Annotated in this window: 19 protein-coding genes and 1 pseudogene; 5 read left to right on the top strand and 15 right to left on the bottom strand. The window is 57.9% G+C overall.

Features of this window, described 5'->3' with window-relative positions:
* Positions 1 to 766 precede the first annotated feature (766 nt).
* The 5 genes and pseudogenes from CU103_RS24950 to CU103_RS32270 form a co-directional block, all read left to right on the top strand.
* Positions 767 to 1,534, top strand: a complete 768-nt coding sequence (locus tag CU103_RS24950; protein ID WP_170117118.1) for a ParA family protein — start codon at positions 767 to 769, stop codon at positions 1,532 to 1,534.
* Entirely contained in the window at positions 1,531 to 1,941 is a 411-nt protein-coding gene (locus CU103_RS24945) for a hypothetical protein (RefSeq protein WP_106666734.1), read from the top strand. Before CU103_RS24950 ends, CU103_RS24945 begins: the two co-directional genes overlap by 4 nt.
* A 2-nt stretch (positions 1,942 to 1,943) precedes the next feature.
* On the top strand, positions 1,944 to 2,342 hold the full coding sequence (locus CU103_RS24940) for a hypothetical protein (protein ID WP_106666733.1): 399 nt from the start codon (positions 1,944 to 1,946) through the stop codon (positions 2,340 to 2,342).
* Entirely contained in the window at positions 2,305 to 4,368 is a 2,064-nt protein-coding gene (locus CU103_RS24935) for a relaxase/mobilization nuclease domain-containing protein (RefSeq protein WP_106666732.1), read from the top strand. Before CU103_RS24940 ends, CU103_RS24935 begins: the two co-directional genes overlap by 38 nt.
* Before the next feature lie 180 nt (positions 4,369 to 4,548).
* Positions 4,549 to 4,742: pseudogene (locus CU103_RS32270) on the top strand (class I tRNA ligase family protein); the annotation flags it as partial.
* A gap of 43 nt (positions 4,743 to 4,785) precedes the next feature.
* On the opposite strand, the gene phnN reads toward CU103_RS32270, so the two are convergent.
* From phnN to CU103_RS24855, 15 genes are all read right to left on the bottom strand, one after another.
* On the bottom strand, positions 4,786 to 5,355 hold the full coding sequence (gene phnN, locus CU103_RS24925; RefSeq protein ID WP_245448997.1) for a phosphonate metabolism protein/1,5-bisphosphokinase (PRPP-forming) PhnN: 570 nt from the start codon (positions 5,353 to 5,355) through the stop codon (positions 4,786 to 4,788).
* A complete protein-coding gene (locus CU103_RS24920; RefSeq protein WP_245448996.1) occupies positions 5,355 to 6,122 on the bottom strand; it encodes a DUF1045 domain-containing protein in 768 nt (255 codons plus the stop codon). Before CU103_RS24920 ends, phnN begins: the two co-directional genes overlap by 1 nt.
* Before the next feature lie 40 nt (positions 6,123 to 6,162).
* Positions 6,163 to 7,050, bottom strand: coding sequence for an ABC transporter permease (locus CU103_RS24915; RefSeq protein ID WP_106666869.1), 888 nt, complete (start codon positions 7,048 to 7,050; stop codon positions 6,163 to 6,165).
* Positions 7,050 to 7,991 (bottom strand): ABC transporter permease, encoded by a 942-nt coding sequence (locus tag CU103_RS24910; RefSeq protein WP_106666731.1) that lies wholly within the window; start codon positions 7,989 to 7,991, stop codon positions 7,050 to 7,052. The genes CU103_RS24915 and CU103_RS24910 overlap by 1 nt, the downstream gene beginning before the upstream one ends.
* Positions 7,991 to 8,998, bottom strand: a complete 1,008-nt coding sequence (locus tag CU103_RS24905) for an ABC transporter ATP-binding protein (RefSeq protein WP_106666730.1) — start codon at positions 8,996 to 8,998, stop codon at positions 7,991 to 7,993. Before CU103_RS24905 ends, CU103_RS24910 begins: the two co-directional genes overlap by 1 nt.
* Complete coding sequence (locus CU103_RS24900; protein ID WP_106666729.1) at positions 8,983 to 10,014, bottom strand: ABC transporter ATP-binding protein; 1,032 nt, start codon at positions 10,012 to 10,014, stop codon at positions 8,983 to 8,985. Before CU103_RS24900 ends, CU103_RS24905 begins: the two co-directional genes overlap by 16 nt.
* Before the next feature lie 7 nt (positions 10,015 to 10,021).
* Positions 10,022 to 10,882 (bottom strand): phosphodiesterase, encoded by an 861-nt coding sequence (locus tag CU103_RS24895; RefSeq protein ID WP_106666868.1) that lies wholly within the window; start codon positions 10,880 to 10,882, stop codon positions 10,022 to 10,024.
* Between the two features lie 123 nt (positions 10,883 to 11,005).
* A complete protein-coding gene (locus CU103_RS24890; protein WP_106666728.1) occupies positions 11,006 to 12,553 on the bottom strand; it encodes an ABC transporter substrate-binding protein in 1,548 nt (515 codons plus the stop codon).
* Between the two features lie 186 nt (positions 12,554 to 12,739).
* The gene (phnL, locus tag CU103_RS24885; protein WP_106666727.1) at positions 12,740 to 13,462 is read right to left on the bottom strand and encodes a phosphonate C-P lyase system protein PhnL; all 723 of its coding nucleotides are present in this window, start codon (positions 13,460 to 13,462) and stop codon (positions 12,740 to 12,742) included.
* 17 nt (positions 13,463 to 13,479) lie between these two features.
* Positions 13,480 to 14,277: a phosphonate C-P lyase system protein PhnK gene (gene phnK, locus CU103_RS24880; protein WP_106666726.1), complete on the bottom strand. Its 798-nt coding sequence runs from the start codon at positions 14,275 to 14,277 to the stop codon at positions 13,480 to 13,482.
* A 2-nt stretch (positions 14,278 to 14,279) separates the two neighbouring features.
* Complete coding sequence (locus CU103_RS24875; protein ID WP_106666867.1) at positions 14,280 to 15,161, bottom strand: alpha-D-ribose 1-methylphosphonate 5-phosphate C-P-lyase PhnJ; 882 nt, start codon at positions 15,159 to 15,161, stop codon at positions 14,280 to 14,282.
* 8 nt (positions 15,162 to 15,169) lie between these two features.
* The gene (locus CU103_RS24870) at positions 15,170 to 16,273 is read right to left on the bottom strand and encodes a carbon-phosphorus lyase complex subunit (RefSeq protein WP_106666725.1); all 1,104 of its coding nucleotides are present in this window, start codon (positions 16,271 to 16,273) and stop codon (positions 15,170 to 15,172) included.
* A gap of 2 nt (positions 16,274 to 16,275) precedes the next feature.
* The gene (gene phnH, locus CU103_RS24865; protein ID WP_106666724.1) at positions 16,276 to 16,908 is read right to left on the bottom strand and encodes a phosphonate C-P lyase system protein PhnH; all 633 of its coding nucleotides are present in this window, start codon (positions 16,906 to 16,908) and stop codon (positions 16,276 to 16,278) included.
* On the bottom strand, positions 16,905 to 17,387 hold the full coding sequence (phnG, locus tag CU103_RS24860) for a phosphonate C-P lyase system protein PhnG (RefSeq protein ID WP_106666723.1): 483 nt from the start codon (positions 17,385 to 17,387) through the stop codon (positions 16,905 to 16,907). Before phnG ends, phnH begins: the two co-directional genes overlap by 4 nt.
* Positions 17,388 to 17,417: 30 nt before the next feature.
* Positions 17,418 to 18,605 (bottom strand): alpha-D-ribose 1-methylphosphonate 5-triphosphate diphosphatase, encoded by a 1,188-nt coding sequence (locus CU103_RS24855; protein WP_106666866.1) that lies wholly within the window; start codon positions 18,603 to 18,605, stop codon positions 17,418 to 17,420.
* Positions 18,606 to 18,636 lie beyond the last annotated feature (31 nt).

Below are 18,636 nucleotides of genomic sequence, written 5' to 3'. Positions count from 1 at the left end.
GACTTTCAAACTCAGGTCGATGATCAAGCCTGTCATTTCGCATCGCCTGTCATGCTTCCGGCTCGTTTCATTTGGGTGATCATCTGCGTTGCGTTCGCCGTTTCTTCCCGTCGCACCATCTCAAACCAACCCCACTCTGGTGTCTGGTTTTCATCGTGACGCTCGGGACAACAGCTCACTTCTGACCTATAAGCCTATGACCGTCGCGCATCTATCTGATTCCAAGCCGACCTACGGCTCACCAACGTGCTTGGTATTCACCTTGGTCTGATCGCTTGGGAAAGAGTTCGCGCCTATAGGCTTATAAATGGCAGGATAGCACTTCTGGTGCCAGATGTGCGTTTCGCCCGCGGGGCGATAAAAAGTGCTCCGCCGACAGTTCGCGAGAACTGCGATTTTCCAAATGTAAGCAAGAACTGTTTGCAGGCGAAATTATCAGACTCCCAGACTCTGAAACTCTCAGACTCCGCAACTCCCAGAGTCTCTGACTTTCAGATTCTCAAACTCTCAATCTATCAGAGTCTCAGAGTTTCAAAGTCAGGGATTCTGTAACTCTGACACTTTCGGACTCACAGAAGCTCAATTTTTCAGATTCCGAAATTCGCGGACTCTCAAACTCTTGATTTCTGATTAACTGAAAACCGAAACAGGGTTGCGTCTTCGCGCAAATCGAATTATCACACTCTAGTGTTAGTTTTTAAAGTCATCAACGATACACCAAGCTCGTTCAAGTCCGCCCATCTGCAATCGCACGGAAGCTGATCACGTGAACGCCAGACCTGATACCAACCATGACAACGCAGCCGGGTTGACGCTCGCCATCACCAACCTCAAGGGTGGTGTCGGCAAGTCGGTCTTGACCAGCTTGATCGCGGCTGAATTTGCCCAGCAGGGCGCCACTGTCCATGTCGTCGATTGTGATGAACAACAATCCACAACGAGATGGCATACGGTCTCGCGGCAGCGTGGTTACAGGCTTAAGGGCATCGGTCTTACGGCCATTTCCGCTGCCAATGACTTTCACGCTGCTGTGGCTGCGCTACCGGCCAGCGATATACGTCTCTTTGACGTGGGCGGCTTTTTCCATGACAGGGCAGTCGAAGTCTACAAACAATGTGACGCTGTTCTCATTCCCGTCATCAACGAGGCGACTTCCGCCACACAAGCTATGGCGATCCGGAGCATACTTGAGACCAACGCCAAAGAGATGCAACGGCCGGTGATCCCCTACAAGGCGATTTTCAATAACCTTCATCCCTTCAATGTCAATTCGCCGGCCGTAGCTGAAACGGCCAAGATCCTGGTCAACGCAAAATTTCCCTTGGCCAAGCCCATTATCAAGACCCGTGACTACTATGCCCGTGTCGCGGCCGGTTGGGGTACCCTCTATGACTGGCGCGCCCAATTCGAAAATAACCCGAAGCTGACTCCGTCATTGAGGCGGAAGGCGCTTGAGCCCGTTTACGGCGCGATTGAAGGCGTCAAAATCCTCAACAATGAAATCGTCCAACTCCTGAGGGAGGCGCAGACATGAATGAGGAGAGCGATGAAGCGATCCCGGACAACAGCATCCTGCAATTTGCCAGAAAACGTCGTGCGCCGTTGGTGCCTGATGTGAGGATTGCGGCTGGAGACGATCCCGGTCTTGCCTTCACGCCACCTTCACAGGCTGCAGCCTACTTCGCCAAGAAAGAACATAAGCAAGTCGCACCTGATCGCGCAAACGCCGGGCCACCCAAAAGATCGGCGGCACAAAGCCGTGTGAAAGATTATGCGGAAGGTGTTGAGCGTACCGATGCGGCACATGCTCGACTGACCTTGCGCTTGACCGAACCGCTACTATCCCAAGTGTGGGGATTATCGCAGCAGTACCGCGAGATCCCGACTAAGACGGTGTATCGCCTGCTCAGGGAAGCGCTGGAATCCAGAAAGTTGCTCTGACTATGCCAAACCCCCGAATATTCTTCCGTGTCAGTCACTCGGTCGCGAACGATCTGCAAGCCCTGGCGAAACGCTTCAGGACCACACCCGGCAGCATCGCCAAACTGATCGTTGTGCGCGAGGTTTTACACATCCCTGCGCTGCTCGACGCGCATGACCAGGCGCTGCAGGAAATCCAGCAGTTCCACCGCGACCTGGTGGCGACGCTGGAAGACTATCTGGAGGAAATGGACGATCCGGAAAAGCGTTCGGGTGTTCACCAAATCATCGCAGAATTAAATGAGCAGTCGCAAACGATCGAAGCCATCCGCAGCGCCGCCTCCCCTCGCCCCTCCCCTCTCATTGCCATGCTTATCGAGCGCCATGACCAAGAGCCCGTCCAAACTTCTTTCGCGTATTGAGGCGGCCAACCGGGCATTGCCGACCTATTTCGAGAACATCGAGGACAAACGCCGTAGTCGTGGCGGCGGCGGCGGAAGTGGATCGAACGGCGGCGGCAAGCGCCCTCTCGGCTCCCCTGCAATACCGTCACAGCGCGCGGCGCACAACTTCGGCGTCGCGACTGCCGTGAGCCGTGCGCAAGGCAACAACGCCGTCGTACTCAAGGTCTTGAGTTACGGTGCCGGCGCCAGTTCCGCCCGCAATGTCCTCACCTATCAGGCCAAGGAAGAAAAGGCGATTGACCATAATGGCCGCGAAGTCGCCGACATCGAGAGAGCCATTGAGGACTGGAGCCGGGAGTTCGAAGGGCGGGAAGGCTCGAAGGATATTCTTGTTCTTAGCTACGAGCTAAACAATGCTGACCGTGAGAAGGTCAACCGCGCGCTTGAACGCGCCGCCAGCGAGGGGTTCCACGATCAGGGCGATACCGAACGCTCATACGCCTTTAGCACCAGTCCGGGCGTTAACGATCAGACGCGGCTGACGCTCGCCCTCATTATTGCCCATGAAAAGCAGAGCCGTGCTGACAAAAACAAAGTTAGCCGACTAAATCCAACACTCGATTCGATCCACAAGATCGATCGCCGTATCGACGGCTTTCTACGCGACGAAGGCATTGAGCCGGTATCGCGGTATCAGGCTAAAACCGCATCCGGACGGAAGGGCCTGAGCGCCACGCTGCACGCAATGATGCGCGGTGGTGCTGCAGTGACGATCTCGACCAAAACCCGCATCAAGGATCGGGAAGATAGTGCCGGCCAGTATGAGCGCGGTCCTGTCCGGCGTAGCGTTACCACGAGCGACCGCAAGGACCTTACGCGGGAAAGTGCAACCATTGCATCCTTAATGTACACCAACCAGAGCCGCGACTTCATGCACCTGCTGATTTCCGGACCCGCCGCCATTGACCGCGACCGATTCGTCAAAGCCGGTGCGGCTTTCCTGCGCTCGCAGTTCGGCACACACCGCTATGCTTATGCGGTTCACAATCGCGACGACAAATCCAAGCACCCCCATCTTCACGTCATTGTCGCCTTGCGGGATTCGCGTGGCAATCGTCTGCACCCGAACATCCGCGACTTCACCGAATGGCGGATGCGCTTCGCCGAAAAAGCCCGCGAGCGCGGTATCCAACTTGAGCCACAAAAGCGTAACGATCGGGCCGGGCCACCGCCGATCAAACGCTGGGAATGGGAACTGTTCCACCGCATGGGCGCCGCTTCCCCGGCAACCCTGGCGGACAAAGTCCGCGCGAAGATCCACGACAAATCGACGGCTCCAAAGCTCGAAGCCGCGCGCGCGCGGTTCCAGGACACCAGGAAGAATCTGAACCGCGTCATTGGCATGCTCGATCGCTTGGGCAAAGACCGGTCAGCATCCAGCACGGCCCGCGAGTTGAGCCAGGATCTGCTTACCGGGCTCACACGCGAATATGATCGTCTTGAAACGGCTATCCGAGACGGTCGCGACCCCGCTCTAGAAAGAGGTGAAGTACACATGCTCAGGACAACGCCCATCTCCCAATCCCAGGCCGACATCGCTAAAGAGCGCGTGGCCAAGGCCGTCATCGATGTCGCAACCAACCTTAACCCGATCGATGGGGAAACTTTCAGCAAAGCGGCCAAGGTCATCACCAAACTGGTCGACCTGCAGCTCGACTCCCGTATCGATGCCCGGATTAAAGATCGTGACACGCAGTCGGCTGCGATGAGCACAAAGAGTGCAGGCGGCAAGGACCGTGTCGACGATCGCGAAGCGCAACCGAAAACATCTACGCGCAAGACGGTAGATATCGGCCGCATCGGCCAGACAGTACAGGCGCGAGACCATGCCAGCAGAGACGAGGAACGAGAACACAGTTCGCTCAACCGAACAGCCGAACGGGAGCACCAGCGATCAAATGACAAGACCGAGAAGTCGAGAGAAAAGGTCCGAACCATCAAAGTGCGGCCGCCACAATCCAAGGATCGCGATCGCGGAAGATGATTGAGGGCTCATTCTTTGCTATCCCAAGGGAAGGTCAAGGTGTAGTACCGATTCAAAACTCGGGATTTTTGCCTCATCGAAGATCACGAACTAAATTGAGCATATGACTGATATCCCCGTCTCCGACAACGGAGATCCGAACGAGGGTCGATGGGAATTGGAGGCGGGCGTTAGCCGCACGGGTACCGCAACTTCGGCACCAAGCTGTGGAATGAACTCGCTTCGCAGAGATGAACGGCGTTAAACGCGATCCGACATTCCGGCCGGAGCTCACCATCAACCGGTGGATTCTGACCGAGCTGTCGAACGCGACCGCGGAGGTGACGACTGCCATCGAAACCCTGCGCTTCAATGAGGTAGCCGCGGCGCTTTTCTATGACGCAGGAGTTTGCCGTAAACGTGCCTTTGTCATCCGTCTCAATTCGCCACTTCAGCGTGTTCGAGGAGTAGAGCTAGAAAGCGCTCGCCAGCAATTTCCGGCGGGCCGGAATTGTCGATATGCAGCACATGGTCACCTTCGATGCTTTGCTGCTCGCTCCGAAGCAGACGCTGCCTGATGCTCTCCAGATTTTCGCGCCCCCGTTCGACCAGACGCAACGCCAAAACGTCCATGGGCGCTGTGACATTGACGACAAGCAATTGCCGGTATTTCCGCCGCGCGTCCGGCAAAATGGCTCGGGAGCCATTGGCCACCACGACATCGCCGCGTTCCAGCCATTCATCGATCTCCGATGGGATGCCGTAGGAAAGGCCGTGCGCCTGCCAGTGGAGCGAGAAGCCGCCCTCGTGAGCACGACGGTCGAACTCGTCCGTATCGACGGGTTCGTGATCCTCGCCCGGGCCTGTCGGGCGGCTGATGATCCGGCGCACGAAGTGGACACGCGGATCGGTCCGAAGCCGATCGCGCCCATAGTCGATGAGGGTATCCTTGCCGGCGCCGCTGGGGCCGACGACAAGGACAAGACGACCAAATAATTCCATGGACATCAGACCGCCAACTTGAGGGCAGAGCCGGTCTTCAGCGCGAACTGCGAGCGGACGACGAAATCCGCACTACGGTGTTCCTGCACGAAGAGCGACAGGGTATCGATATGATAATCCTCTGACAGATACGGCTGGAAGACCGCATCCAGCCGATCCCGCATTCCAGCACGCTGTTCTTCCGGTACACGATCCGTCAAGGTCATGTGGAAGCGGAACCGGTCGCGGACATAAGGGTAGCCCGAGGTGACCAGATTGGTCGTCTCGACGTCGTCGAGTTGATGGCTCATACGTCGCTTGAGATCGTCTGCATCCATCGGCGCCCGGAACCGATCGAATGTCTCGACGACGCGCGACGCGAACCCCCGTAGCGTTGGCAATGGGTGGACCGGAACGAGCGCGAAGAAGCCGCCAATGAGGTCGATCCGCAAGTGACCGATAGGGCAGACTGATATTGTTGCCGCGAAGCCACGCAATGCCCGCTCAAGCGCCTCGACTGAGGTTCCTTCCTTGAGCCGGAATGGCGCCTTTAACGTTGCATGAAACCCATAGCGACGGGGGTCGGATGTGATACCGGGCTCACCGACTCCGGCTCCAACAACGACGTTTTCCCGCGCAAAGGCGTCTCGGCCTAACCATTTGCTTGCTGCTACTGTCAGCGGATGATCCTGTGGCGGCGTGTAATAGATTGCGAATCGAGGTGCGGACAGGTCTTGCATCAGACAGCCACCTTTTCTCTCCGTCGGCTTGGCGAAAGCGCTGCTGACCGACATTTTTGATTTTCAATGGACACTTTGGAGACTGCGTCTTGGCTTATCGTGCAGATTCACCTGCAGGATCCGTCAGATCTCGGAACCAATCGCCGATGATCGAAATCGCAAGCGCAGTGAACATGATGACGGCGCTGGGGGCGAGCACGAGCCAAGGCGCCCGTTCCATATAGTCCCGAGCAGCTCCAACCATGTTGCCGAGGCTCGATAGCGGCGGCTGCACGCCAAGTCCAAGGAATGACAGGCTGGTTTCGAGCAAGATGACTTCGGGTAAATTGAGCGTCATAGCGACGATCAAGCTGGAGGCGACGTTCGGCAGGATGTGCATCGCATACACTCTCACCGGCGAAGCACCGATATCCCGGACCGCGATCGTATAGCCCTGCTCGGATGCCGACAAAGCAAGCCCGCGGCAAAGCCGAGCAATCCGTTCCCAGCCATAGAAGCCCAGGAGCACCGTGAACAGGACGAGGCTGTTGCCAAAAAAGGCGAGTACGGCGAGCGCGACGATCATGAAGGGAATGGCGGCCTGAGCATCAATCAGCATCAGGATGATCTGCTCGAGACGACCCCGGCTATGAGCCGCCACGAACCCGAGAACGATTCCAATGGCGGCGGCGATAAATGTTGAAATTATCGCGATCGTCATACTGGCCCGGACCGAGAGGACCAGACGCGAAAACGTATCGCGGCCAAGCTGGTCGGTGCCCAGAATGTGGTTCCAATCCCCTCCGCTCATGAACACGGGAGGGCGAAGGCGTGCCCCCAAATCAGTCGCTGCCGTATCATAGGGAGCCAAATGATTTGCCGTCACGGCAATGACCACCATGATGGCAATCCAAACAAAGGCCAGAACGATCGAGGGAGGAGACCGCGTCACGCGTTGCCAGGTGCTTCTAGAGCGAGTTGAGGCGACAAGAGCCATACACATCATCCTTTATTCGCACTATTGCCCTGCCCATGTCGCAGGCGGGGATCGAGAAAACCGTAGGCAAGGTCGACGCAGAAATTGGCAAGAACCATGGCGGTGCCGACCATCAGCAGGATTGTTTGCACGACCGCCAGATCTCTGCTTGCCACAGAGGTCACCAGCAGCCGGCCAATCCCCGGCCAGGAGAAAACGCTTTCGGTGATGACCGCTCCAGCGACTAGCCCGCCGAGCATGAGGCCGATAATTGTGACGACCGGCAGGGCGGCATTCGGCACGACATGAAGCAGCACGATGCGCCGGCGCGGGATACCGCGCAGAGTCGCTGCCCGGATATGAGGTTGGCCGAGCACGTCAACAACAGCCGACCGTGTGAACCGAGCAAGCGTGGCGGCGCCAAAGAAGCCCATCGTCAGCACAGGGAGCACGAGATGCGCAAGTGTGCCGGCGCCTCCCGAAGGCAGCCAGTGCAGCGTGACCGCAAACACCATGACCAGCAAAAGGGCGAAAACGAAGCCGGGCATGGTGAAGCAGACGACCGAGCTGGTCATGACAAGGCGGTCCAGCCATGTGTTGCGTCTGAGCGCGCTCAGGATCCCAGCGGGTATGCCAACCACCAACTGCAAGACGAAGCCGGGAACCATAATCGATAACGTCGCCGGAAGGCGCTCAATGACGGCGTCGACAGCACTGCGGCCGTCGAGCATGGATCGTCCGAGATTTCCCTCTATCACCGCTTGCAGATACCTGACGTATTGAACCCATATGGATTGGTCGAGACCCCAGCTTCGGCGAAATTCACGAATGGCCTCGTCAGATGCATCGAGGCCAAGAATATTGATGGCCGGATCGCCTGAAAGCCGAAGGACGACGAAGGTGATCGTCACGATCAGGAGAAGCGTCGCTAGGGCGCGCAGGCCCCGAGTAAAGAAAAACTCCAACATCATATGGTCTCCAATTTCCGGGGCGAGGAAACCGTGGTGTCTTCGGGATGGTGGCACGCTACCGAGCGATTTGCCGCGATGTTGCGCAGTTCTGGACGCTCCGTTTGGCATAGTTTCGATGCCCGAGGGCAGCGTGGATGGAAGACGCATCCGTTCGGGACCTGCATCGGGTTGGGCGGGCTGCCCTGGATGCTCAGGCGGCGTTGCGGATGCGGTTTCAAGCTAGGCACCGCCGACATCAACGCCCGCGTATAGGGATGAACCGGCTGCTGGAAAAGCTCCTGGGTCGCAGCTTCTTCCACAATCCTGCCGAGGTACATGACGATCACCCGATCAGCGACCTGACGAACGATCTTCAGGTCGTGGCTGATGAACAGATAGGTGAGACCCCTGCTTAACTGCACATCCTTCAAGAGATTGACCACCTGCGCCCCGACAGAGACGTCGAGGGCGGACACCGGCTCGTCGCATACCAGAAGCTCAGGATCGAGCACCAGCGCCCTTGCCAGGATCACCCGCTGCCGCTGACCGCCGGACAGTTCGTGGGGGTAGCTGGCAAACTGGTCCGGCCGCAGCCCGACGACTGAGAACAAAGCTTCGGCCTTCTCCCTTCGTTCGGCCACCGAGGAACCGATACTGTGGACCGTAAGCGGTTCCATGACCTGGCGGCCGACCGGAAGTCGGCGATCAAGAAACGATACGGGGTCCTGATAGACCATTTGCATTCTTTGTCTCTGCGCTCTCCAAACTGCGTCATGACGCGTATGCACCGCCGTTCCGTCGAGCAGGATCGACCCATGTGTTGGCGCCATCATCCCGAGAACAAGGCGGCCGGTTGTCGACTTGCCGCAACCAGATTCGCCAACGACGCCGAGCGTCTCTCCCTTTTTCAGCGAAAAGGACACGTCGTCCACGGCCTTCAAGGGAATGCGTGGAGAAAACAGGCCTGCTCCAGATCGGACACTGAAATGCTTCGTCAGCCCCTGCACTTCTAGAAAGGATGGCATGCTGTAACCTCGCGAGGTACTTGGACGATTTCCCTGCCGCATGACGGCGACCTCAGACAGGCGACGGAGTGGTGTTTCGCAACCGGTGTCATTGCCGGCGTCTCCACCGAACAACTCGGCAGGGCCACACCACATCGCGCCTGAAAGGCGCAGCCGCGCGAGGTTTCAGACGGAGCGGGAACTTGACCAGGAATTGCTCGTAGCCGGCCGATCGGCTCATCGATATCGGGAGCGGCGTCAAGCAGACCACGCGTGTAGGGATGCCGTGCCGATCGCCAGAAATCGGAAGATGGCGCCATCTCGGCAAGCCTTCCCGCATACATGACCGCAATGCGGTCGCTGGTTTCGCACACCACGCCCAGATCATGCGAGATGAGAACGATCGACATGCCGGAATCGCGTCTGATCTCTTGCAGCAACTCCAAGATTTGAGCCTGCACGGTCACGTCGAGGGCGGTCGTCGGTTCGTCTGCTATGAGAAGGTCGGGGTTTCCCGAAAGGGCCATGGCGATCGCCACGCGTTGGTTCGTACCCCCGGAAAGCTCGTGCGGATATTGACCGAGACGTCGCTCGGCTCCTGGTATTTTTACCCGATCAAGCAGTCGCTTTGCCTCAGTGCGCGCCGAGCTCCATCCGATCCGGCGATGGTGAACAAGAGTCTCGGCGAGCTGGAATCCAATCGTGTGGATTGGGTTAAGAGACGACGTGGCATCCTGGACGATCATTGCCAAACGCCGGCCGCGGTAAGCGGCCATTTCCTTTTCGGTGACGTCCAGAAGGTTTCGGCCTTCGAATAGAACAGTTCCAGTGGTCGTTGCTTGCCGTCCCAGCACCCGAAGGACCGCAAGCCAGGAAATACTTTTTCCGCATCCCGACTCGCCGACCAGGCCGAGAATCTCGCCGCGGCCGACATCCAGATCGATGCCACGCACAATCTCGATCGGTCCGTGTATCGACTGGAGCCGAACGCGGAGATCTCTGATCTGCAGGAGTGGTGCGACACTGGCATGTTGCATGACGGGCTTACCGGGCCGCTTCTAAGGCTGTCGCATGCTTCTCGATTGAAGCCAGCGCCTGGTAATTCGGGTCCAAGATGTTCTCGTAGGCCGGACCGAAATCCTCGACAAAGACATTATGCGATACGAAGCCGCTATCCGGAATCAGCACATGAAGCTTGAATGCCGGAGGCTCGTTGATGTTCTTGAAGACGCGGACATCACCAAGCTGGAGATGGCAGGAACTGATCACAGAAGGCGCTACTGACGTCAGGGTGCCATTCCACAGGCAATCGATAGCGCGGTGATGATGGCCACAGAGGATACGAACGATCTGCTTGTTCGCTGAAACGATCTCGCCGAGCTCTCTTGCTCCGTCGGTCAACCGGACTGCATCGTAAATACCGCCGCCATAGGCAAACGGCGGATGATGAAAGAAGAGCAAAGTGGGGATGTCGGGCCGCTCCTGAAGGCGGTCCTGAAGATATGAGAGGCGCTCAGAGCAAAGACGGCCGAAACCCTCGCCCTCGACCAGTGTATCGAGGCCGATCAAGCGGAACGCGTCGTGTTCGACGCAGAATTGGACGAAGCCACCTGCGCCTTCCTTTTCAGGGAACACTGTCAGGAAATTCTCGCGAATGTCGTGGTTTCCCAGCGCCATGTGAACGGGAAACGGCAGCTTTTCCGTCATCTCCTTGAACAGGCGGTATTCACCGACCTGCCCGGTATCGGTGAGATCGCCGGTGACGACCATCATGTCCGGCTTTGGATTCATATTGGCGACGCGCTCGAACGCCTGCCCCACCATGGCAGTGTAATCGAGGTTTCCGGAAGCCAGAGGTTTGCCCACTTCGCGGACATGGAGATCAGTAAGATGCGCGATGATCATCGAATAATTGCCTTGCAATAGAGCCGCCGGTGGTCTCAATCGATCTTGGAACGCGGCGCAGAGATTGGACAATGGATCGGCATCACGCGACTTGGGCGTCGCATGATGCCTGTTAAACCGCACTTATGACGGCAGGTTGAATGGGCCAAAATCCATAATCGGCGTGCGACACGGGGTAAAATCGACATCCGGTCGCTTCCCGTAAAGCATGGACGTGTACATCAGCGCCGCCGCAGGAGGGTCGATCTCGGCGAAGATCTCCAGGACGCGCTGGTGAAGCTTGCGTCGTTCGCTCCGGTCGGTCAGCGTCTGCAGTTGTTCACCGATCCTGTCGAACTCTTCGTTGCTCCAGGCCTTGGCGTCGTTGCGGATAAAGCCGTCTGGTCCATAATTGGTCCACAGAGACCCCATGACATCGGGGTAGACCATAACCGCCGTGCCATCAAAGATCGCGTAATTCGGCTGAGCAAAAACCTGCTCCCAGTTTTCGCAAACCTTGAGCTGAACATTCAGTCCAACAGCCTGCCACATCTGTTGAAGCGCCTGCGCGACGTCGAGTTGAGCCGTGTAGTAGTTTGCCACGGTTCGATATTCGATCGGCGCACCGGAATAGCCCGCCTCGGAGAGGAGCTTTTTTGCCGCATCGGGATCATATGCCGGCATCGGGAAATTCTCGATATACATGTCTCCATAGGCCTTCCACTGAAAGCCTCTGGGGACCTCAACAGTGCCGCCAAACAATTGTTCGGCAATGAGTTGACGGTCGATAGACAGATTGAGTGCCTGGCGAATACGAACATTCTCGAGTGGGCCGCCGAATTTGCCGTAATTTACGCAGCGGATGTTGTTGATCGGGCCACCAACAACCTCGAGATTGCGTCCCTTGATGGTATCGACCTGATCGGGCGTTACTTCGGTGATGAGGTGAACATCGCCGGCGGCCAGCGCGTTGACGCGGCTCGCGGCTTCCGGCATCACCTTGAAGACGAGCGAAGAGTGTGGGGGCTGACCGCCCCAATACTTGTCATGTGCGACCAGTTTGATCTGGTCGCCAGCCTTGATTTCCGCGACGCGATAGGGCCCTGTGCCGACAGGAGAAAGCGCCCATTGATCCCAGTTTCCAACCTTCTTGAACGCAGCCTTGCTGATGATCTGGCTTCCCCAATTGGAGAGCCTGAATTCGAAAAGAGGATCGGGCTGTTTGGTCGAGAAGCGAACGGTGTTTTCGTCGATGGCGACAACCTTTTCCAGGCCGCTGAAAAACTGCCGGGATATGCTTTGACCGGGAAGGCCCTCTGTCAGCATCCGTTCCGGTCCGAAGGTAAAAGCAACGTCGTCGGTGGTCATGACCGAACCGTCGTGGAAGTAAACCCCCTTGCGGATAACAACATCCCACGTGCGTGGGTCGACCTCACGCCAGGACTCCGCTAGGCCCGGTACCAGCCGCTCGCCGTTACGGTGATCGACACGGATCAATGTGTCATAGAGGTTCGCGGCAATACGAACGGTGACGAGGGTCGTAAGCCTGAGAGGATCAAGTTGCGGTGGGTTATTCTGAACCGCAATGATCAAGCCAGTTCGTGTCTCAGCTTGAGCGATGCTGGGCGTAATTGTGCCAAGCAGCGGAACAGCACTCATCACTTTCAGATAGTTTCGGCGGGTGATATTCATGGAGTGTTCCTTGACATCAGGATTAACGAGATTGAACTTGTTTAGACATGTCTACATATTGTCTTGCACAGGCAGGTGACAGACGGATGACAAACCAATTGGCAGCTAGGAAATTTGACTAAGCTGTTCAGCCGCGCGATTTCCCGTAAGGAAAGGCAGTGTAGTGAACGCGTTTGTTTTCCAAAATTAAGTGACTAGCTCTGCCGACGCAGTTGCCACGGTCGATTGGGCACCGATCTCGAACAGCCTGTCAGCAACCGCTTCGCGCACCTCAGCATCGTGAAAGATGCCGACGATGGCAGCGCCGCGCGACTTCGCCTCGTTGATCAGGTCAACGACCGTGGTGCGGTTGGCGGCATCAAGCGAGGCAGTCGGCTCATCCAACAGAAGGACTGGATAGTCGACGATGAACCCTCGAGCGATATTCACTCGCTGCTGCTCGCCGCCGGAGAAGGTGGCTGGTGCCAGCGACCAGAGACGCTCGGGTATCCGCAACCGGGTTAGCAGGGTCTTTGCAAGGACGATGGCCTGGTCATGCCGCATGCCGTTGGCAATTGCAGGTTCCGCTACGACGTCGAGAGCACCTACCCGTGGAATGACGCGTAGAAACTGGCTGACGTACCCGATGGTGCGGCGGCGTATTTCAACCACCTCCCAGGGATCGACCGCCAGGAGATCAACTGTGTCCCCCATGTGCTGGATGAGGATCTTGCCGGCGTCAGGCTTGTAGTTGGCATAGAGCGAGCGAAGAAGCGTGGACTTGCCGGCGCCCGATGGTCCGTGCAAGCAGACGCACTCGCCTGATTTTACCGCAAGCTCGATGTTGTCGAAGACAGGAAGGACAATGCCGCCCTGGGCGTGGAGCGTAAAGGTCTTGGCCAGTTCCCTGGCATGCAATCGGATGGTCATGATGTGTCCTTTCCGTCTCAAACCTGTAGGACGGAAGAGACGAGCAGTTGTGTGTAGGGGTGATGAGGATCGTCGAGAACCTGGTCCGTCAAACCGTGTTCGATGACGCGGCCCCGCTGCATGACCATCAGCCGATCAGCAAGAAGGCGGACCACGGCAAGATCGTGGGTGACGATAATGGCGGCAATCCCGAGCTCGCGCACAAGCCCGCGCAGGAGATCCAAGAGCCGCGCCTGCACTGAAACGTCGAGGCCGCCAGTCGGCTCGTCCATGAAGACGAGCCTGGGCCGGGTGACGAGGTTGCGGGCGATCTGCAGGCGCTGCTGCATGCCGCCGGAGAAGGTGCGGGGCTTGTCATCGGTGCGTGTAATGTCAATTTCGACCTTTTGAAGCCAGTCCTGGGCCTCAGCGCGGATGTTGCCGTAGTGGCGGGCGCCAATTGCCATTGGCCGCTCGCCAATATTCCCGCCAGCGCTCACATCCATGCGCAGCCCGTCGCGAGGATTCTGGTGGACGATGCCCCAATCGGTACGAGCAAGGCGGCGCCGCTCGGGCTCGGAGAGCGTCAAGATGTCGACCGGACCGCGACCGTGCATATCATAGGTGATTGAGCCGTTATCCGGCGCGAGCTGGCCGGACAGGCAAGCGAGCAGCGTCGATTTTCCCGAACCACTTTCGCCGACAATGCCGAGCACTTCGCCGGGGCGGATGGTGAACGAAACATCCCGGCAACCAATCTGCCCGCCATACGACTTGGTCAGATCCGAGACTGTCAGAAGTGGTGGCCTCGGGGCCAGCTTTTGAAATGCGTTCATGGTCACGAGTGCTCTCCAACGACTTTCGTCTGTGCCGCTGCCTTGGCCTGATGGGTGGTGCAGAAATCGGTGTCCGAGCAAACGAACATGCGCGATCCTTTATCGTCGGTGATCACCTCGTCGAGGTAGCTCATCGTGGACCCGCAAAGCGCGCAGCATCCCTTCCAGCTCTGGACTTCAAACGGGTGATCATCGAAGTCGAGGCTGTGTGCCGTTGTGTAGGGCGGCACGGCATAGATGCGCTTTTCTCGACCGGCACCCCAGAACTGCATCGCCGGATTATTGGCTATCTTGGGATTGTCGAACTTCGGGATCGGTGAAGGCGACATCAGAAATCGACCATTGACGATCGCCGGGTAGTCATATGTCCTGGCGATGCGGCCAAAACGCGCGATATCCTCATATAGCGTCACCTGCATTGTGCCGTATTCGGCATAGGCATGCATCTTGCGCGTTTCGCTCTCGCGCGGGATCAGTCTGCGCAAGGGCTCCGGTTCCGGAACCTGGTAGACGAGGATCTGACCTTCCTTGAGTGGCGCCTCTGGCACACGGTGGCGGGTCTGAATGATCGTCGCCTGCTCCGTCGATTCGGTGACGGCGACATTGGCGACCGTGTGGAAAAAGCGGCGGATGGAAACGGCGTTGGTGGTGTCGTCGGCGCCCTGATCGATCACCTTCAAGCGGTCGTTTGGGCCGAGGACACTTGCTGTTACCTGAAGCCCGCCGGTGCCCCATCCAGACGCAAGCGGCATTTCACGGCCGCCGAATGGGACCTGATAGCCGGGGATCGAGAGTGCCTTCAACAGCGTTCTGCGGATCATCCGCTTCGTTTGTTCATCGAGAAACGCAAAGTTGTAGCCGTCGCCGCCAAGATCTGTGTTCATCGTCCCGCTCATTCGGCAGCCTCCTTGGTTTGTACAGCGCGGGCAGCTTCGTATTCCGCCCTGAGTTGCCGCACGAGTTGCAGCTCCGCCTGGAAGTCGACATAGTGCGGCAGCTTGTAGTGGGTTATGAGCCCGTTCCCCTCGACATTGTCTGCGTGAGAGAGAACGAATTCTTCATTCTGCGCAGGATGCCGGACGTCTTCGCCGAGCTCTCGGGCTCGCAACGATCGATCGACGAGCGACATTGACATGGCCTTGCCCTCGTTATGGCCGAACGTCAGGCCATAGCCGCGTGTGAATTGCGGAGGCTGCTCGGCGGTTCCTTGAAAGCTGTTGATCATCTGGCATTCGGTGACGGTCACGTCCGCGATGGCAATCGGAAATCCGAGCTCTTCGGGAACGATTTCCACAGTCACCTCTCCGAGCCTCAGTTCGCCAACGAAGGGATGGTTGAAACCGTATCCGCGCGTGGTCGAGTAGGCTAGCCCGAGCAGGAAGCCCTCGTCGGCACGCGCCAGGCTTTGCAGGCGCTGGTCGCGGCCGGCGGGAAAGCTCATGGGCTGGCGGGTGAGATCGAAGACCTCATCGTTGCCGTCGTCATTGTCTTCCTGAAGAACGCCTTCATGGTGGAGCAGATCAACGACACGCGGGACGTTCTCCTCGAGAGGTTCGGCGGCAGATGTGGCCCGTACGCGCTCAAGACCCTCCGCGGCAAGCTCGAAGTCAAGGAGGCGATGGGTGTAATCATAGGTTGGTCCAAGCACCTGGCCGCCGGGAACGTCCTTGAATGTCGCCGAGATGCGCCGGCGAATGGTCATTCTGGACGTATCAACCGGTTCCGACATCGCAATGCGCGGCAATGTGGTGCGATAGGCACGAAGCAGGAATATCGCCTCCATCGCATCACCCTGCGCTTGCTTGAGTGCGAGTGCGGCAAGCTCGCGATCATAGACCGAGCCTTCCGCCATCACCCGGTCGACGGCAAGCCGTAATTGCTCGCTTATCTGGGTCAGCGTCAGTTCAGCAATTGCTGGATCGCCTCGACGTGCTTCGGAAATCATTTTGTGGGTGTTGAGGATAGCCTGCTCGCCACCCTTGACCGCGACATACATCGTTAAGCCTCCACTTTAATGGTACGTGGCAGACCGATCAGGTCGTTGCCGGATGTGAAGAACACGTCGATACCCCTTGGATAAAGTTCCCTGTTGAGATCCCAGTCCGTCCAGAACTGCGGGGGTAGTCCCGCGATACCGACCTTGATGCTTCCGTTGATGCCGGGACCCATCCAGGTCATCGCCGGCCCGTCGGCGAGCGATGGAACCTGAATGATGAGCGTGGTCGAACGGTCCGGGTATTCGACATCGCCTTGATGGAACGCTTGCAGGGGTGGCAGGTTGGCGGGGTCAGAGACGATTGCAAACCGGGCGTTGGCGGCCGTTTTCGTCAGCGGCAGGCTGCAGTGAAAGCGAAGCCATGCGGTTAGCTCGTTGTTGTCCAACCCAGTGTCGAGCCACGCTGGGGTTTCGAAATCCATCAGTGACAAACAGAGGGCTGCAGTTGCCGATGAGAAGGGCCGTGGCGCCGTCAGCTTGCGGTCCAGCGACACGATACGACCTGGATAGGCTGTTGCAACCAGCAGGTCGCGAAACACGGCTTGGGAATCGAAGACCGGATCTGCAAAGCCTGGCTTTAGAGGTGCATCGGTAGAAACGGCGCTCCTGAAAGATGTATCCGATCGAACGGTCATGCCACATTCTCCCCGCGAACCATGGTGAAGAAATCGACTTTGGTGGACGCGGCCTTGCGACTGTTCTCGATCCGTCGTGCCTCGGCGTTTTGGCGCAGCGGTTCGATGATCTTGGACTTGATCTCGTCGTGACGCTTCGGCTGTTGCAACAACGCATCGACAATCGCCGTCAGTTCGGCCTGTTGTTTGTCACGTCCTTGGACGTAGCCGTGGCCTACCGTGCCGTCTGTCAGCTGGACCGAAGCCCGGGTCACCGTCATTTCGCCCAGATTGAAGACGTTTCCCGTCCCGCCAGCGCGACCACGAACCATCACCAGACCAACACTAGGCGCGCGAAGTCGTTCAAAGGCGACGTCACTCACCAAGTCGGCGGCCAACGCCTTGAGCTCGCCTGGGACACTGCGGGACAAAACACCGAGCCAGTCAGAGCGCTGCGCGATAGCAGCCGGCTTGGCGTGAACCTCTGTTCTAGAGTTCATCATATATTTCCTTTTGGTGCTTGACCGTCGTTAGAGATATTGCCGTCCGGCAACCCAGATATTGCGGATAACCGGGACGCCGGCGATGAGGCGCACGCGGATCAGGTCAGCTCTGAGACCGGGAGCGATGCGTCCACGATCTGTGAATCCGAGCAACTCGGCAGGGTTCTTGGTCACCATCGCCACCGCTTCGGCAAGATCGAAGCCTTTGGCGGCCAACTCGAATACGGAATGCAACAGGCTGCCTGGCACATAGTCGGAGGTCAGCACGTCGAGCAGGCCAAGATTGGCGAGCTCCATTGCGCTGACATTGCCGTAATGCGAGCCGCCGAGCATGATGTTCGGCGAACCCATCACGATCTTCATGCCGAGTTCGCGGGCGCGGCGTGCAGCTTCGACCGTGGTCGGGAACTCACTGATTGTGATCCCATCGCGGTGGGACTCTTCGACGTTATCGACCGTCGTGTCATCGTGACTGGCGATGCGGATATTGTGCTCGCGGCAAAGGCGCCCGATCGTTGACCGGCTCGGCGGGACGTACTGTTGTTGATGGTCTCTGCGTTCGGCGATGTAGTGCGCGAACTCGTCCTCGGTCCAGACCCGGGCGTTCTTCTTGGCGCGCCACTCGCGATAGTGAGCCAGATCGTGCCACTGCCGCTGGCCGGGGGTGTGATCCATCATGCTGATGAGCTTCAGGCCGGGATTGTCGATGTGCCGTTCGAACAAAGGCAGCATCGCCGAATCTGAAAGCTCGCAGCGAAAGTGGAAATGATGGTCGGTTTTGAAGAGACCGTCGGCGCGTGCCTTTGTCAGTCCGTCGATCACCTCGTTCAGCATGGCGGTTCGAGCGCGACCGCTGTCGTAGTCGCCGAGCGAGAGAGAATCGAGAACCGTCGTAATGCCGGCGCCCAAGAGCTCCCAATCGTGGGCGAGCAAGGCTGCAAGTGGCACGGGCCATTGAACGCCCGGCCGCGGGTGAATAAACTTTTCCACATTGTCCGTGTGCAGGTCGATGAGGCCGGGCAACAGGAAGTCACCTTCGCAATCCAGCACGTTGATCCCGGCCGTGTTTGCCGCGCTGAAGGACGATATGATTGGTCCCTGGACTTCCAGGTTACCTGCGGTCACGCCATTTTCGCGGACGATCCGCGCATTTTTAAGTTGTAGCTGATGAAGTTTATCTTCAAAAAAAACAGATGGGTCAGGTTGGTGTGCCATGATACGAAATCCATAGTTGCCGAGTTCGTCC

This window comes from Phyllobacterium sophorae, assembly GCF_003010965.1.
GTDB classification, from domain to species: Bacteria; Pseudomonadota; Alphaproteobacteria; order Rhizobiales; family Rhizobiaceae; genus Phyllobacterium; species Phyllobacterium sophorae.
This window is presented reverse-complemented; position numbering and strand designations above follow the sequence as displayed.

What these genes read in the sequence shown, in the direction of transcription:
- CU103_RS24945 (WP_106666734.1), top strand. Translation starts at nt 1,531, where the DNA reads ATGAATGAGGAGAGCGATGAAGCGATCCCGGACAACAGCATCCTGCAA.
- CU103_RS24940 (WP_106666733.1), top strand. Translation starts at nt 1,944, where the DNA reads ATGCCAAACCCCCGAATATTCTTCCGTGTCAGTCACTCGGTCGCGAAC.
- CU103_RS24935 (WP_106666732.1), top strand. Translation starts at nt 2,305, where the DNA reads ATGACCAAGAGCCCGTCCAAACTTCTTTCGCGTATTGAGGCGGCCAAC.
- phnN (WP_245448997.1), bottom strand. Translation starts at nt 5,355, where the DNA reads ATGTCCATGGAATTATTTGGTCGTCTTGTCCTTGTCGTCGGCCCCAGC.
- CU103_RS24920 (WP_245448996.1), bottom strand. Translation starts at nt 6,122, where the DNA reads ATGTCGGTCAGCAGCGCTTTCGCCAAGCCGACGGAGAGAAAAGGTGGC.
- CU103_RS24915 (WP_106666869.1), bottom strand. Translation starts at nt 7,050, where the DNA reads ATGTGTATGGCTCTTGTCGCCTCAACTCGCTCTAGAAGCACCTGGCAA.
- CU103_RS24910 (WP_106666731.1), bottom strand. Translation starts at nt 7,991, where the DNA reads ATGTTGGAGTTTTTCTTTACTCGGGGCCTGCGCGCCCTAGCGACGCTT.
- CU103_RS24905 (WP_106666730.1), bottom strand. Translation starts at nt 8,998, where the DNA reads ATGCCATCCTTTCTAGAAGTGCAGGGGCTGACGAAGCATTTCAGTGTC.
- CU103_RS24900 (WP_106666729.1), bottom strand. Translation starts at nt 10,014, where the DNA reads ATGCAACATGCCAGTGTCGCACCACTCCTGCAGATCAGAGATCTCCGC.
- CU103_RS24895 (WP_106666868.1), bottom strand. Translation starts at nt 10,882, where the DNA reads ATGATCATCGCGCATCTTACTGATCTCCATGTCCGCGAAGTGGGCAAA.
- CU103_RS24890 (WP_106666728.1), bottom strand. Translation starts at nt 12,553, where the DNA reads ATGAATATCACCCGCCGAAACTATCTGAAAGTGATGAGTGCTGTTCCG.
- phnL (WP_106666727.1), bottom strand. Translation starts at nt 13,462, where the DNA reads ATGACCATCCGATTGCATGCCAGGGAACTGGCCAAGACCTTTACGCTC.
- phnK (WP_106666726.1), bottom strand. Translation starts at nt 14,277, where the DNA reads ATGAACGCATTTCAAAAGCTGGCCCCGAGGCCACCACTTCTGACAGTC.
- CU103_RS24875 (WP_106666867.1), bottom strand. Translation starts at nt 15,161, where the DNA reads ATGAACACAGATCTTGGCGGCGACGGCTACAACTTTGCGTTTCTCGAT.
- CU103_RS24870 (WP_106666725.1), bottom strand. Translation starts at nt 16,273, where the DNA reads ATGTATGTCGCGGTCAAGGGTGGCGAGCAGGCTATCCTCAACACCCAC.
- phnH (WP_106666724.1), bottom strand. Translation starts at nt 16,908, where the DNA reads ATGACCGTTCGATCGGATACATCTTTCAGGAGCGCCGTTTCTACCGAT.
- phnG (WP_106666723.1), bottom strand. Translation starts at nt 17,387, where the DNA reads ATGAACTCTAGAACAGAGGTTCACGCCAAGCCGGCTGCTATCGCGCAG.
- CU103_RS24855 (WP_106666866.1), bottom strand. Translation starts at nt 18,605, where the DNA reads ATGGCACACCAACCTGACCCATCTGTTTTTTTTGAAGATAAACTTCAT.